This is a genomic window from Pseudomonas prosekii, from assembly GCF_900105155.1.
GTDB lineage: Bacteria > Pseudomonadota > Gammaproteobacteria > Pseudomonadales > Pseudomonadaceae > Aquipseudomonas > Aquipseudomonas prosekii.
The window spans coordinates 3,313,067-3,325,884 of sequence record NZ_LT629762.1 but is presented as its reverse complement, the minus strand read 5'-3'; the positions used below and the strand labels follow the sequence as shown (position 1 = coordinate 3,325,884).

The window sequence follows — 12,818 nt, the reverse complement described above, 5'->3', positions numbered from 1 at the left end:
CCGGGGCGATTCAGATATTATCGTGAGATGGAATCACATCAAAAGGAGATTCATTAAGCGAGACTATTGCCAACAGTGCATTTACGGCTTCGCTAGCGCTTTTATTTCTAATAGCCTCACTAGAACCATCCCTAGTTTCTTTGATTCCCGAGATAGCAGTGGAAAGCCCTTGAAGCAACCTGAAATTAGCGCGGCGCAGTGCGACCACCGCGCATTCTAACTCGCTATTAATTTGCTCTAGCCCATGCTTGGTCTTCTTGGTGGGTTTGTTGCCCCTTTCGGCATACGCGGCAATTGCATCCTTAGCCACGCATCTAAGACGCTCTAACCCTGCGAAACCGTGATGACCAAGTAATTCATCGGATTTTTTTTGAGGGTGTTCAGACTCGTTGAGTCGATAGCGTAATGCTGTCCAGCCAAATCGAACTTGTAAGAAAGGGAAGCCAAAGCTCCTTGATTTTTTAGAGCGGAAGTAACAACCTCATTTGAGAAGTATTTTTTAACATCGGCAAGTACGCCCTCTAGCAGAACCTGCCGCGCCTTGATTGACTGATTGTAAACTTGAATTTCCGACCTAGGCTTACCCATGATTACGTCCCCTTTACGTGAACAAGAACCTGCATTTCCTTGCCATAAGCGCCAAGAACAAATGCGGGCTCAAATTTGACAATGCCTTTACTCATCAAATGCTCCAGATGCTCCGAAAAGGATTCTTGATCTACAAGACGCACATCATCCGTTCCGAACTGCTCCTTCATCAACGCACGTAACGATTTATAGTTATGCACATCACCAGTGAAGAATTTCTCAGCAATGATTTGAGCTTCCGCCCCACGGAGGGATGCGCCATCTGTGGCATCTGTAATGTACCTCCATGCATGCTCAATATCGTTATGCCCGAGAATCCAACGAAGTGTATCTATGCGTCCTTTCCCATATGCGTGAAAGAACAGCAGGGCCGCTACACGGCGCAACTGGTGCTGCCTGATATAATACCGAAGCCCTACGTCATTAACTTCGCTCTCAAAGTAGGCACACAAAAAGTCGAAGCATGTATTCATGCTCATTTTTGTGGCAGAATATATTACCTTTCTTCCATGCAAAGAAGGAACGGAGAATATAGTAGGAGCTTCCGCCGAGAAACCAGCATTGATGAGTTCCTCCTGAAGGCGTACTAATTGCCCAAGCATCTGCACCGCAAGAGGATCAATAGGCCTTGCGTCGTATTTCCGGAGACCATACGTATTGGTTGTGCTCTTTTCTCTCATGAACATCAGCCAAGAATTCGTGGAGTCGAATGCTCGGGCCGACGGGATCTGCAAAAGCTCATCTATTCGGCGAGCCATAAGCAAACCAACAACAAATTGAATAGCACCAATATAAACATAGACAAGTTCAAGCAAGCCTGCATTGGATCTTAGCCGCTCAAAATAGTTCTCCCTCGTTCCCTTTCGACTTTCAAGACCACTGCCATCGGCATCACTTGTATTTCTACAACCAAGCCCCAGTTTTTTCACACCGTGATGTTCCAAATCACTGCCAACAATTGAAACAACCTGCTCATCGGTTAGGCTTGTAAGCGTTTTGTCATGCTCATAACAGTATCGAGCCAACCTGCAAAACCCCTCAATAACGAGAGGGCCCAACTCGTAATGAAACTCGACAGCACCTTTGAATAATTTAAAAATCGTGCCGGACGGCACTGTCACATAACGACCAGGTTTGGCTAGCTCTGGCATGTAACCTTTAATTCTATCCAAAACTCGCTCATTGGGCCCTGGCACTCCAAGTTTCTTGAGCAACCCCATTCCATACAAAAAATTGTAAAATAGCCTGTACTGGGATTCGGCCATGAGACTTCCCGACCTAGCAGTAACCTTTACTCCCTCCATCTCACGCTTATAGGACTCACCAAGCGGATAAAAACTAAGAATTTCATGCCTCGGCTTGGCCATGTCCCCACGGATAGTATTTGGGTAAACTTCGGCTGAGATGCGTACAGAGTTTACTGTATAGCCAGCACCTCTATGTCCGTCGTAGTGACCTTTATGATATAAAGCGGCCCGAATACGTGGAATATTATCAACGGAAACATTAAGCTCGTTAGACTCGAGCTGGGTAGAACTTATCTCTGACATCGAAGGATTCTCTTCCAATATGGAAGCAATCGTCGCGACTGGTATTTCATCCAAGAGCGCTAGAGCATACTCACACAATTTTTCTGACCAATCATACAGCGCTTCAGCCACGGAGGACTCTGAAGACAGCTTATTTAGGATCCATTTCATATCGCCTTCAGACAAGCCTGCCAATCCGGCACTTGAAAGTTTAAGCTCATGTGCGTGAATTAGCAGACAGTCAATAACACCCACGGCGGCGTGAAACTTCCTTCTTAATGTCTCAACACTTTGAGAATTTGCCATTTCAACCAGGCTATTTCGCGTAGCGCCAATGAGCGCGTATTTAAGACCGTTCAACAGATCTAGGTTTTCGTCATCGGTAAGGTATGAGTTGTTGTCTAGGGCTACCTTCCAGTTGAGCAGGATAGGATCACCGTTGAAATTCACGCTCCAGATGGAGGCATTAAAATTATTGGTTAGCCAAGAAGCCTTACGGAACGCTTCTGCCGGTGCCACGCGAGGCTCGTTGAGGAACCCAAGTTTAGATGGAGCATTAATAAACAAACCTCTCCATTGACGCTGCGCTTGCTGTTAGTGACGCCTTGTGTAGATCGCTACGATAAGTGACATCTCGATGCTTACTGATCTCTCCCTCAAGAAAGCCTGCGTAACTCGCCCAGTAGACTGCCTTAGCATTAACCTTCTGATTGGGTGGCGCTTGTTCAACAGCTAATTTTATCGAGAGCAGCACGCTCAAAATATCGGCAGACACTAACGCATATACAGTCCCGTCGTTCTCAAGCTTTTCATGACGACCCTCTGGATCTTGAAGATACGCAGGAATATCTCCAAAAGCATGATTTACTAGGAAAGTGTCTAATTCATCCACGCTTGAAAAATTGCTCGCCCGAAATAAAAACGGGCTATCTTTAAGACTATGACAAATTAAGACCTTATTAAATACTCGCATACGCCTTTCATGCAGGAAATCGATAATCACCTTGGGCAGATAGTGATCCATGAGGTTAGGATCGTAGCTATCATGGCCTAAAGCCTGAGATGTAGTTTCAGCGCTATGCGTCTTAATGAATATCTCTGTTACTCTGGATGCGCGTACGGAAGACGCACTCACCATCTCCAAAAACTTAACGAGATCATCTTCAGGCATGTCCGTATGAGGGCGGAACTGAGCTAAAAGATTATTTCTCAAATACGTACCAGGTTTAAGTGTCGACCTCGACCACGGGGTTAGGGTGCTTTTGACAGGCGGTGAAAATGCGTTGCCGCATGTAATGAACAGCTTCCTCCATGAGGGATCACCCTGTGATTTCAGATACTCACGTAGGGGCGCAGTGATCTCAATAATTTGGTCGACCAAAGCTTTAGTTTCTGAGGTTAGCGTGATTTTTTGTTCAGACCTTCCTGCCCCCTTACGATCCTTGTACCCCACCAGCTTATATACCGACCCGTCCAGTACGTATCCAGATCTCTGCCCCTGCTTATTCCAAAGGTCGAAATCACCCAGAAACTCCGACGTAATTATCGGATGCCTTAGAATAATTAGGAGCTTAAATGGCATTAGACTCCCCGTCAGTGGCATCCCCATATAGCTAGCTAAATCAGAAGCCGGAGTCTGAGAATCTTTTGTATCCACTGACAAGGAAGCGTAGTGGCTGTAAGGCTCTCCATAGCCGTAGGTCTCGAAAATACAGCAAATATTGGGGATTATTAGTAGGTGCCCCTTCTTCCGTTTAGTCGTATCTACCAACTCCCCCTGCGCAGCGAGCTGTTTACGACGAAGAACCCTACTATATAGATCTGCTATCTGAGCTTTGGCCCATCCTTCAATAATCTTCAGCCGCTTAGATATGGAAATGAATAATATCTCAATAGCTTCAGACATCAGTAAGATGTAATGGCACTTCCATTACGAGCTTAACTTTTACCTCCGCACCATCATCATTTTTTCTGACATTAGTCGACTGACCATCGATTCGCTTCGCAGGTGCTAACGGCAGTTTCCCTCCCAATGGCTCGGCCCATACGCCTGGAAGAATGAAAATCTTCTCGACAAACCCAATATACTTATTCCAAGTCTTCATTTGTGCGTCGATATCCAGCCCCTGGGCCTCGCCACTCATGAAAAAACTTTCCCTAAAGTCCCAGAAGAAATTGTAAATCATTGTCGAATCGTTAAACGTGTATTCAGGCCAGGAATCACTATTCCGACTCAGAAAACCAGCCATCTTATTCGGCATAGTTAACTGCGTAGTTCCATACCCTGAAATATGGAGTCGTAGCTGCTCATACAAGCCGGATGTAAAGTCATGACCATGACTGTTATGAATATTGGCAAAGTGATAATACAACTTGGTGCCTTTACGGTTTTCTACAGGCCATCCAGTCCAATAATTGACTTTACGCTGGTCAACCCCAAGAAGTATTTTTTTCCACTTCGTATTATATTTTTTTCTTAGTCCACTTCCACATTCTGTCGGCGGCATGGAAGGGACGTAATTACGTGCTTCGAGCAGAATGTCTTGCAGATAAACGGAAATCTTCGCGCGCGTCACGTCAGACGTGCCGACCAAATCCTGTTCGAACAGCGCTCCTTGAAAACCCGCAACGATGTGGGTCAGCTCTGACGACGAAAGCTTCAAGAAAGACAAGGGCTGGTTGGTGATGTCACAAAAGCATTCGAGAAGCTTCAATGTCGTCGTCGACGGCACCTACCTACGCTCAGCGCAACGCTGAAACAACTCCACCACATCAGGCGCCAGAGCTCGGAAGGGATAGGTTTCAATGGGCGATCCTTTTTTGACGATTGTCACTTTCAAAATCCGTGGCGAGCTGGCTGTAACTTCTATTCTACAGGCACTCCGAATAACTGACAAAAAAATGCGAATGGCAAAATTTTGGGAATTGCTCGATGACATGCTCAACGCGCTGCTGTTCGCGCTGATCGGCATGGAACTGTTGCTGCTGCCGTTCAACTGGCTGCACGTGCTGGCGGCGAGTTTGCTCGCGTTGGCGATTCTGCTGTCGCGCCTGCTGACCGTGGCCCCGGCCATTATGTTGCTGCGACGCTGGCGCACAGTGCCGCGCGGGACGATCCGGATTTTGACGTGGGGTGGTTTGCGCGGCGGTGTTTCGGTGGCCCTGGCCCTGGCGTTGCCGCTGGGCCCGGAGCGCGATCTGATCCTGAGCATCACTTACATCGTGGTGCTGTCGTCGATCCTGTTGCAGGGTTTGAGCATCGGCAAACTGGTCAAACACGTCACCAAGGATGAGCCTGCGCCAACGGCGCAGGCAGAGCATCACTAAAAAAAGCATCACTGATAGAAAGCATCACTGACTAGAAAGCGTCATTGTTTACTTTTTGTCCTTTTGCGGATCAGGGCTTGGTTCCTGATCCGCCTCTTCTTTCGGCGCACTGCTTTCGCTGCGCACCTGCGCATGGCTGATCAGGGCGAAGATGAAACTGCCGCCAATGATGTTGCCCGCCAGCGTCGGCCCGGCAAATACCAGCCAGAAATCTTTCCACGGCAACTCGCCGGCAAACACCAGATACGAAACCTCCGCCGAACCGACGACGATGTGCGTGAAATCGCCGAGCGCCATCAGGTAGGTGATGAGGATGATGATCCACATCTTCGCGCTCTCCATGGACGGAATCATCCAGACCATGGTGGCGATCATCCAGCCGCTGATGATGCCTTTGGCGAACATATTCCCGGCGTCGTTTTCCATGATCTTGCGCCCGATGTCGAGGAAGGCCAGATCAGTCTTCGCGTCGAAAATCGGCAAGTGCAACATCACGTAAGCGACCAGCAATGTGCCGCACAGGTTGCCGACCAGCACCACGCTCCACAGTCGCAACAATCGACCGAAGTTGCTCAGTGTGGGTTTGGTCATGATCGGCAGCACGGCCGTCAGGGTGTTTTCGGTGAACAGTTGCTGGCGCGCCAGAATCACCGCGAGGAACCCCGCGCAGTAACCGAAACTGGCGATGACTTTGAAGCCTTCGCCGTCGGGCAGACGCGAGTTGAGCAAACCCATGGCCATCAGCGACAGGCCCATGGTCAGGCCGGCGGCGAGCGCCGACCACCAGAGCGCCGCGACACTGCGCTCCAGCTCCTGATCGCCCTGGGTTCTGATGATTTCATGCAGCACCGCCGCGCGTGGCGGCTGGTTGCGATGGGCTTCGTGTTTTTCTTCCGCCGAGAGATTCGGGGTCTTGCCGTCTTTTTGGGTGTCCATTGGAGCTGCGAACCGGTGGCGTGTGTGTACGTACGACACGCGCGGTTCGGCGCTGTTCACTCGCCACCCAAACGAAACCGCTCTTGTAGGAGCGAGGCTTGCCCGCGAAGGGGTTCACCTCGGTTTTTGGGGTGACGCGAATGGCGCCTTCGCGAGCAAGCTTCGCTCCTACAGGGCTCGAGTTACTCGCTGGCGAGTTCGTCCTGGAACTGGTCTTTGACGTATTTGATCTCGGTGCGGCCGTGCGGTGCCGGCAGTCCGTCTTCGCCGAGGTTGACGAAAACCATGCGCTCAACGGTAAGGATGCTTTTGCGGGTGATTTTGTTGCGCACTTCGCAGGTCAGGGTGATCGAGGTGCGGCCGAACTCGGTGGCGGTGATGCCCAGCTCGATGATGTCGCCCTGGCGCGAGGCGCTGACAAAGTTGATTTCGGAAATGTACTTGGTGACCACGCGCTGATTGCCGAGCTGGACGATCGCATAGATCGCCGCTTCTTCGTCGATCCAGCGCAACAGGCTGCCGCCGAACAGCGTGCCGTTGGGGTTGAGGTCTTCGGGTTTTACCCATTTGCGGGTGTGGAAGTTCATGTTCACTCCTGAGCGTCTTGCCGAATGATGGGCGCCATCATGGCAGAGCGCGCCGTTGAGCTCTATCAAGCATCGACTATGGCCTCGATTACCGTTCAGACATTGACCCACATAAACGCTTTGGAAGATCAGCTTAGCCCGCTATAATCGCCTCCGTTTCAAAACGGTAACGTTTGCTCTGCTACCGTTTTCCCGCCACCTGTCCGAGGGGCGCTGCAGCAGGTCAAACCTGTCAGGCTCGGATGGGGCGTTGCCAGGTCGCATGACCCGACACTAAACGCACAACGGCGCCCATTCGCATACATTACGAATGGAGGCTCTTCATGAGCGCTGTTATCACGCCTGCAGATTTTACCGATTACAAAGTCGCCGACATGTCCCTGGCTGCCTGGGGTCGTCGCGAAACCATCATCGCCGAATCCGAAATGCCAGCCCTGATGGGTCTGCGCCGCAAGTACGCCGCTGAGCAGCCGCTCAAAGGCGCGAAGATTCTCGGCTGCATCCACATGACCATTCAGACTGCCGTGCTGATCGAAACCCTGGTTGCCCTGGGTGCCGAAGTGCGCTGGTCGTCCTGCAACATTTTCTCGACTCAGGACCAGGCCGCTGCTGCTATCGCCGCTGCCGGTATCGCGGTTTATGCCTGGAAAGGCGAGACCGAAGAAGAGTACGAGTGGTGCCTGGAGCAAACCATCCTCAAGGACGGCGCGCCTTGGGATGCGAACATGATCCTCGACGACGGCGGCGACCTGACCGAGCTGCTGCACAAGAAGTACCCGGCGATCCTCGACCGCGTCCACGGCGTGACCGAAGAAACCACCACCGGCGTGCACCGTCTGCTGGACATGCTGGCCAAGGGCGAGCTGAAAATCCCGGCCATCAACGTCAATGACTCGGTGACCAAGTCCAAGAACGACAACAAGTACGGCTGCCGTCACAGCCTCAACGACGCGATCAAGCGCGGCACCGACCACCTGCTGTCCGGCAAGCAAGCGCTGGTCATCGGTTACGGTGACGTGGGCAAGGGCTCGTCGCAGTCCCTGCGTCAGGAAGGCATGATCGTCAAAGTCTCCGAAGTGGACCCGATCTGCGCCATGCAAGCGTGCATGGACGGCTTTGAACTGGTTTCGCCATTCATCGACGGCATCAACGACGGCACCGAAGCCAGCATCGACAAAGCACTGCTGGGCAAGATCGACCTGATCGTGACCACCACCGGCAACGTCAATGTTTGCGACTCGAACATGCTCAAAGCCCTGAAGAAGCGCGCTGTTGTCTGCAACATCGGCCACTTCGACAACGAAATCGATACGGCTTTCATGCGCAAGAACTGGGCATGGGAAGAAGTGAAGCCACAGGTGCACAAGATTCACCGTACCGGCGCTGGCAGCTTCGATGCGCAGAACGACGACTACCTGATCCTGCTGGCCGAAGGCCGTCTGGTGAACCTGGGCAACGCCACTGGCCACCCGAGCCGCATCATGGACGGTTCGTTCGCCAACCAGGTGCTGGCGCAGATCTTCCTGTTCGGCCAGAAGTACGCCGACCTGTCGCCAGCGCAGAAAGCCGAGCGTCTGACTGTTGAAGTACTGCCGAAGAAACTCGACGAAGAAGTGGCCCTGGAAATGGTCCGCGGTTTCGGCGGCGTGGTCACGCAACTGACCAAGCAACAGGCTGACTACATCGGCGTCACCGTCGAAGGCCCGTTCAAGCCGCACGCTTACCGCTACTGATTGGTCCTGCTGTCCGCCCCTTTCGCAGGGGCGGACTCATGCAGAACACGCAAATCTGTAGGAGCAAAGCTTGCTCGCGATAGCATCACCACGGTTTCCCCTGGATACCGCGGCGCGTTCATCGCGAGCAAGCTTTGCTCCTACAAAAGCAAGGCTTACGCGTTTCCAAGGATATGACCATGTCCCAAGACCGTCGCTACAGCTTCGAGTTCTTCCCTACCAAGACCGATGCTGGGCATGAAAAACTGCTCGCCACTGCCCGTCAGTTGGCGACTTACAATCCCGATTTCTTTTCCTGCACGTACGGCGCTGGCGGTTCGACCCGTGATCGCACGATCAACACCGTGTTGCAGCTCGAAAGCGAAGTCAAAGTCCCGGCCGCCCCGCACCTGTCTTGCGTCGGCGACAGCAAGGACGACCTGCGCGGCCTGCTGACGCAATACAAGGCGGCCGGCATTACCCGCATCGTCGCCCTGCGCGGTGACCTGCCTTCGGGCATGGGCATGGCCAGCGGTGAATTGCGCCACGCCAATGACCTGGTTGAATTCATTCGTGAAGAAACCGGCAATCATTTCCACGTCGAAGTTGCCGCTTACCCGGAAATGCATCCGCAAGCGCGCAACTTTGAAGACGATCTGCAGAACTTCGTGCGCAAGGCCAACGCCGGCGCCGACAGTGCGATCACCCAGTACTTCTTCAACGCCGACAGCTACTTCTACTTTGTCGAGCGGGTACGGGCGATGGGCGTGAACATCCCGATCGTGCCGGGGATCATGCCGATCACCAACTACAGCAAACTCGCGCGCTTCTCCGATGCCTGCGGTGCGGAAATCCCGCGCTGGATTCGCAAGCAACTGGAAGCCTATGGCGATGACACCCAGAGCATTCAACGCTTTGGTGAGCAAGTCATCACCCAAATGTGCGAACGCCTGCTGCAGGGTGGCGCTCCAGGGTTGCACTTCTACACGCTGAACCAGGCTGAACCGAGCCTGGCAGTGTGGAACAACCTGAAGTTGCCACGCTGACGCAGCTACAAGCTTCAAGCTCCAAGCTCCAAGCAAAACCAAAAGATCGCAGCCCTCCGGGGCTGCGATTTTTTGCGTTCAGCGCGCTTTTTTTGTGCGCCAACACACGGAGTTAGAGCTTGTGCAGGCAGTTTCTGGCTCTTTACGGTTTCTCGTCGTAATCTCAAGCCATGCCTTTGATCGCGCAGTTACTGACCCTGCTACTTTTCACTTGCCTGAGCTTCACCGCTAGGGGCGAGAAATTGCGCATTGTCACTGAGCCTTGGGCACCTTACGTCTATGAACAGGACGGCAAACCGCTGGGTCTGGACTACGAAACCACCGCCATCGTCTTCAAACGCTTGGGCATCGAAGTGGAATGGCAATTCCTGCCGTGGAAGCGCTGCCTGTCGATGCTCGAAACCGGCCAGGCCGACGGCGCGCTGGATATTTTCCACAGCGCCGAACGCGACGCCACCCTGCTCTACCCCAGCGAACCGCTCTCGGAAGTCGAGTTCGTGATGTTCTATGCCAACCAGCGCCCACACCCGTTCAGCACGCTCGAAGCACTCAAGGGCCTGACCATCGGCACCTCGCCGGGTTATCTGTACAGCGAGGATTTCAGCAGCTCGACGCTGTTTACCCGCGAACCGGCGCCGACCCATGAAGCCAACTTCGGCAAACTGGTGCGCGGGCGCATCGACCTGTTAATCACTGATCGCCGAGTCGGGCAGCATCTGCTCGATGAGCTGAATATCCGCGATCAGATCACTGAAAACCCGACAATCATCAGCCATCAGAGCCAGTTTCTGGCCGTGCGGCGCAACGCCGGGATGGATTTGCTGGTGCAGCGCTTCGGCGCCGAGCTCAAGCGATTCAAGCGCGAGCCCGCCTATGCTGAGCTGAGCGCCCGTTACGGGGCGAATCCGGACCCGGTGGTGCAGGCAAAAAGCACTTCAACCGTCCCCGGTAAAACCGTTGAGCAGCAGGAAAGCGGCGCGCAGTGATTGCTCTGTTATACTCCGGCCTTCCCGCCAGGCTCACGCCCGGACGCTCGGAATCGTTCAAGGCATCTCGACCCCGCTACAGCGCAGCTTTTCAGCCCGCGCGAGCGCTCCAGACGAGCCTTCGAAACCCAGCAGGACCGGACGGGATTGCGTTCCTCTTAAACGCCATTCGCGCCAGGCAAGACTCCCATTGGGCCAAGCCCTAACTAAAACAGGATTACTCATGTCCTTTGCTTCCCTCGGTCTCTCCGAGGCTTTAGTCCGCGCCATCGAGGCGGCGGGCTATACCGAGCCTACTCCGGTGCAACAGCGGGCCATTCCCGCCGTGTTGCAAGGTCGCGACCTGATGGTCGCGGCACAGACAGGTACTGGTAAAACCGGCGGCTTCGCCCTTCCGATTCTGGAGCGGTTGTTCCCCAACGGTCACCCGGACAAATCCCAGCGTCACGGCCCGCGCCAACCGCGCGTACTGGTCCTGACCCCTACCCGCGAACTCGCGGCTCAAGTGCACGAAAGCTTCAAGGTCTATGCCCGTGACCTGAAGTTTGTCAGTGCCTGCATCTTCGGCGGCGTTGGCATGAACCCACAGGTTCAGGCCATGTCCCGTGGCGTTGACGTGCTGGTCGCCTGCCCTGGCCGCCTGCTCGACCTCGCCGGCCAAGGCAGCGTCGATTTGTCCCACGTGGAAATCCTCGTGCTCGACGAAGCCGACCGCATGCTCGACATGGGTTTTGTCCATGACGTGAAAAAGGTCCTCGCGCGTCTGCCGAGCAAACGCCAGAACCTGCTGTTCTCGGCGACGTTCTCCAAAGACATCACCGACCTCGCCGGCAAGCTGCTGCACAACCCGGAACGCATCGAAGTCACGCCGCCGAACACCACGGTCGAGCGTATCGAACAGCGTGTATTCCGCCTCGCCGCCAGCCACAAGCGCTCGCTGCTTGCGCACCTGATTACCGCTGGCGCCTGGGAACAGGTGCTGGTGTTCACCCGCACCAAGCACGGCGCCAACCGTCTGGCCGAATACCTGGACAAACACGGCCTCACCGCCGTCGCGATCCACGGTAACAAGAGCCAGAACGCGCGCACCAAAGCCCTGGCCGACTTCAAGGCCGGCGAAGTGCGGATCCTGGTTGCCACCGACATCGCCGCTCGCGGCCTCGACATCGATCAGTTGCCACACGTGGTCAACTTCGAACTGCCGAACGTCGATGAAGACTACGTGCACCGTATCGGCCGTACTGGCCGTGCCGGTCGTTCGGGCGAGGCGATCTCGCTGGTTGCTCCGGACGAAGAAAAACTGCTGAAAAGCATCGAACGCATGACCAAGCAGAAAATCGCCGATGGCGACCTGATGGGCTTCGATTCGAGCGCTGTAGAGGCCGAGAAGCCTGAAGTTCGCGAGCGTCCGGATGTGCGTAACCCGCGCAACCCACGTGGCCCGCGCGGCGACGGTCCGAACGGCACTGGTGGTGGCGGCGGTCGTAAGGACAAAGGCAAGGACAAGGGCGGCAAGGAAAAACCTGCAGCCACTGGCCGTGGCGATCGTCCGGCGCGTGAGCACAAGCCGCGCGAAGGCACCCCGGCCCGCGAACAACAGCGTCCGGCGCCACGCGCTGCGGCGGCTGATCGTGCTCCGGATGAGTTCCTCGACGACGACGTGGATAACTTCGGTAACCGCGTTGACTACGTGCCTCAGGCCAAACCGGCCCAGGGCCGTGGTCGTCGTCCAGGTGCTCCGGCACAAGGCGCGGCAACTGGCGCAGGTGCTCCGCGCACCGGCGGCAAGCCTCAGGGTCGCCAAAGCGGCCCGCGCAGCAGCGACGGCGCCACCACCGGCACCCCGCCAGCCAAGCGCAGCGGCCCACGCAACGGCGCTCCACGTGACGGTCAAGCCCGTCGCGAAGAGTCACGCAACCGCCGCCCGGCCCGCACCGACGATCAGCCTCGTTCGGAACCGGCCGTGCAAAACCCGCGTGGCCCGGCACCGAAGATTATCCATAAAGAGTCGAAAACCGATCGGTTCCCGACTCCTGAGCAACTGGATCAACTGCCAGGTCGCCCGCGCGGCGAAAAACCAGCGCTGCTGACCCGCAACCGCTGAGTT

Annotated in this window: 11 protein-coding genes, 1 pseudogene and 1 riboswitch; of the genes and pseudogenes, 5 read left to right on the top strand and 7 right to left on the bottom strand. The window is 54.7% G+C overall.

The genetic code is table 11. From position 1 onward, the window contains the following. Nucleotides 1-10: 10 nt before the first annotated feature. From BLU01_RS27600 to BLU01_RS15040, 5 genes are read right to left on the bottom strand one after another with little or no spacing between them, the layout of a single operon-like run. Nucleotides 11-310 (bottom strand): hypothetical protein, encoded by a 300-nt coding sequence (locus BLU01_RS27600; protein WP_157720167.1) that lies wholly within the window; start codon nucleotides 308-310, stop codon nucleotides 11-13. A 14-nt stretch (nucleotides 311-324) separates the two neighbouring features. After that, nucleotides 325-588 carry a hypothetical protein gene (locus BLU01_RS15055; RefSeq protein WP_092276914.1) on the bottom strand — a complete coding sequence of 88 codons (264 nt, stop codon included), beginning with the start codon at nucleotides 586-588 and terminating at the stop codon, nucleotides 325-327. A 2-nt stretch (nucleotides 589-590) separates the two neighbouring features. Continuing rightward, a complete protein-coding gene (locus tag BLU01_RS15050; protein WP_092276911.1) occupies nucleotides 591-2,636 on the bottom strand; it encodes a hypothetical protein in 2,046 nt (681 codons plus the stop codon). Nucleotides 2,637-2,673: 37 nt separating this feature from the next. Next, entirely contained in the window at nucleotides 2,674-4,023 is a 1,350-nt protein-coding gene (locus tag BLU01_RS15045) for a hypothetical protein (RefSeq protein ID WP_092276907.1), read from the bottom strand. Next, complete coding sequence (locus tag BLU01_RS15040) at nucleotides 4,016-4,831, bottom strand: hypothetical protein (RefSeq protein ID WP_157720166.1); 816 nt, start codon at nucleotides 4,829-4,831, stop codon at nucleotides 4,016-4,018. Before BLU01_RS15040 ends, BLU01_RS15045 begins: the two co-directional genes overlap by 8 nt. Before the next feature lie 193 nt (nucleotides 4,832-5,024). Between BLU01_RS15040 and BLU01_RS15035 the strand changes: the two are divergent. Continuing rightward, a pseudogene (locus BLU01_RS15035) lies at nucleotides 5,025-5,444 on the top strand (cation:proton antiporter domain-containing protein); the annotation flags it as partial. A 48-nt stretch (nucleotides 5,445-5,492) separates the two neighbouring features. Here the strand turns inward: BLU01_RS15035 and BLU01_RS15030 are convergent. Together BLU01_RS15030 and BLU01_RS15025 are read right to left on the bottom strand one after the other, a co-directional pair. Then, the gene (locus BLU01_RS15030; protein ID WP_092276901.1) at nucleotides 5,493-6,380 is read right to left on the bottom strand and encodes a formate/nitrite transporter family protein; all 888 of its coding nucleotides are present in this window, start codon (nucleotides 6,378-6,380) and stop codon (nucleotides 5,493-5,495) included. Between the two features lie 182 nt (nucleotides 6,381-6,562). Continuing rightward, nucleotides 6,563-6,967, bottom strand: coding sequence for an acyl-CoA thioesterase (locus BLU01_RS15025; RefSeq protein ID WP_092276898.1), 405 nt, complete (start codon nucleotides 6,965-6,967; stop codon nucleotides 6,563-6,565). 199 nt (nucleotides 6,968-7,166) lie between these two features. Next, a riboswitch (S-adenosyl-L-homocysteine riboswitch) is annotated at nucleotides 7,167-7,267 on the top strand. A 23-nt stretch (nucleotides 7,268-7,290) separates the two neighbouring features. Between BLU01_RS15025 and ahcY the strand changes: the two genes are divergently transcribed. The 4 genes from ahcY to BLU01_RS15005 all read left to right on the top strand — a co-directional run bounded on the left by ahcY (nucleotide 7,291) and on the right by BLU01_RS15005 (nucleotide 12,815). Beyond that, on the top strand, nucleotides 7,291-8,700 hold the full coding sequence (ahcY, locus tag BLU01_RS15020) for an adenosylhomocysteinase (RefSeq protein WP_092276895.1): 1,410 nt from the start codon (nucleotides 7,291-7,293) through the stop codon (nucleotides 8,698-8,700). 179 nt (nucleotides 8,701-8,879) lie between these two features. Then, a complete protein-coding gene (metF, locus tag BLU01_RS15015) occupies nucleotides 8,880-9,725 on the top strand; it encodes a methylenetetrahydrofolate reductase [NAD(P)H] (RefSeq protein WP_092276892.1) in 846 nt (281 codons plus the stop codon). A 170-nt stretch (nucleotides 9,726-9,895) separates the two neighbouring features. Then, nucleotides 9,896-10,711, top strand: coding sequence for a substrate-binding periplasmic protein (locus tag BLU01_RS15010; protein WP_092276889.1), 816 nt, complete (start codon nucleotides 9,896-9,898; stop codon nucleotides 10,709-10,711). 223 nt (nucleotides 10,712-10,934) lie between these two features. Continuing rightward, nucleotides 10,935-12,815 (top strand): DEAD/DEAH box helicase, encoded by a 1,881-nt coding sequence (locus BLU01_RS15005; RefSeq protein ID WP_092276886.1) that lies wholly within the window; start codon nucleotides 10,935-10,937, stop codon nucleotides 12,813-12,815. The last annotated feature ends 3 nt before the right edge of the window (nucleotides 12,816-12,818 follow it).

Bases quoted from the DNA above. Each gene is read 5' to 3' on its own strand.
- BLU01_RS15055 (WP_092276914.1), bottom strand. From the start codon at position 588: ATGGGTAAGCCTAGGTCGGAAATTCAAGTTTACAATCAGTCAATCAAG.
- BLU01_RS15045 (WP_092276907.1), bottom strand. From the start codon at position 4,023: ATGTCTGAAGCTATTGAGATATTATTCATTTCCATATCTAAGCGGCTG.
- BLU01_RS15030 (WP_092276901.1), bottom strand. From the start codon at position 6,380: ATGGACACCCAAAAAGACGGCAAGACCCCGAATCTCTCGGCGGAAGAA.
- BLU01_RS15025 (WP_092276898.1), bottom strand. From the start codon at position 6,967: ATGAACTTCCACACCCGCAAATGGGTAAAACCCGAAGACCTCAACCCC.
- ahcY (WP_092276895.1), top strand. From the start codon at position 7,291: ATGAGCGCTGTTATCACGCCTGCAGATTTTACCGATTACAAAGTCGCC.
- metF (WP_092276892.1), top strand. From the start codon at position 8,880: ATGTCCCAAGACCGTCGCTACAGCTTCGAGTTCTTCCCTACCAAGACC.
- BLU01_RS15010 (WP_092276889.1), top strand. From the start codon at position 9,896: ATGCCTTTGATCGCGCAGTTACTGACCCTGCTACTTTTCACTTGCCTG.
- BLU01_RS15005 (WP_092276886.1), top strand. From the start codon at position 10,935: ATGTCCTTTGCTTCCCTCGGTCTCTCCGAGGCTTTAGTCCGCGCCATC.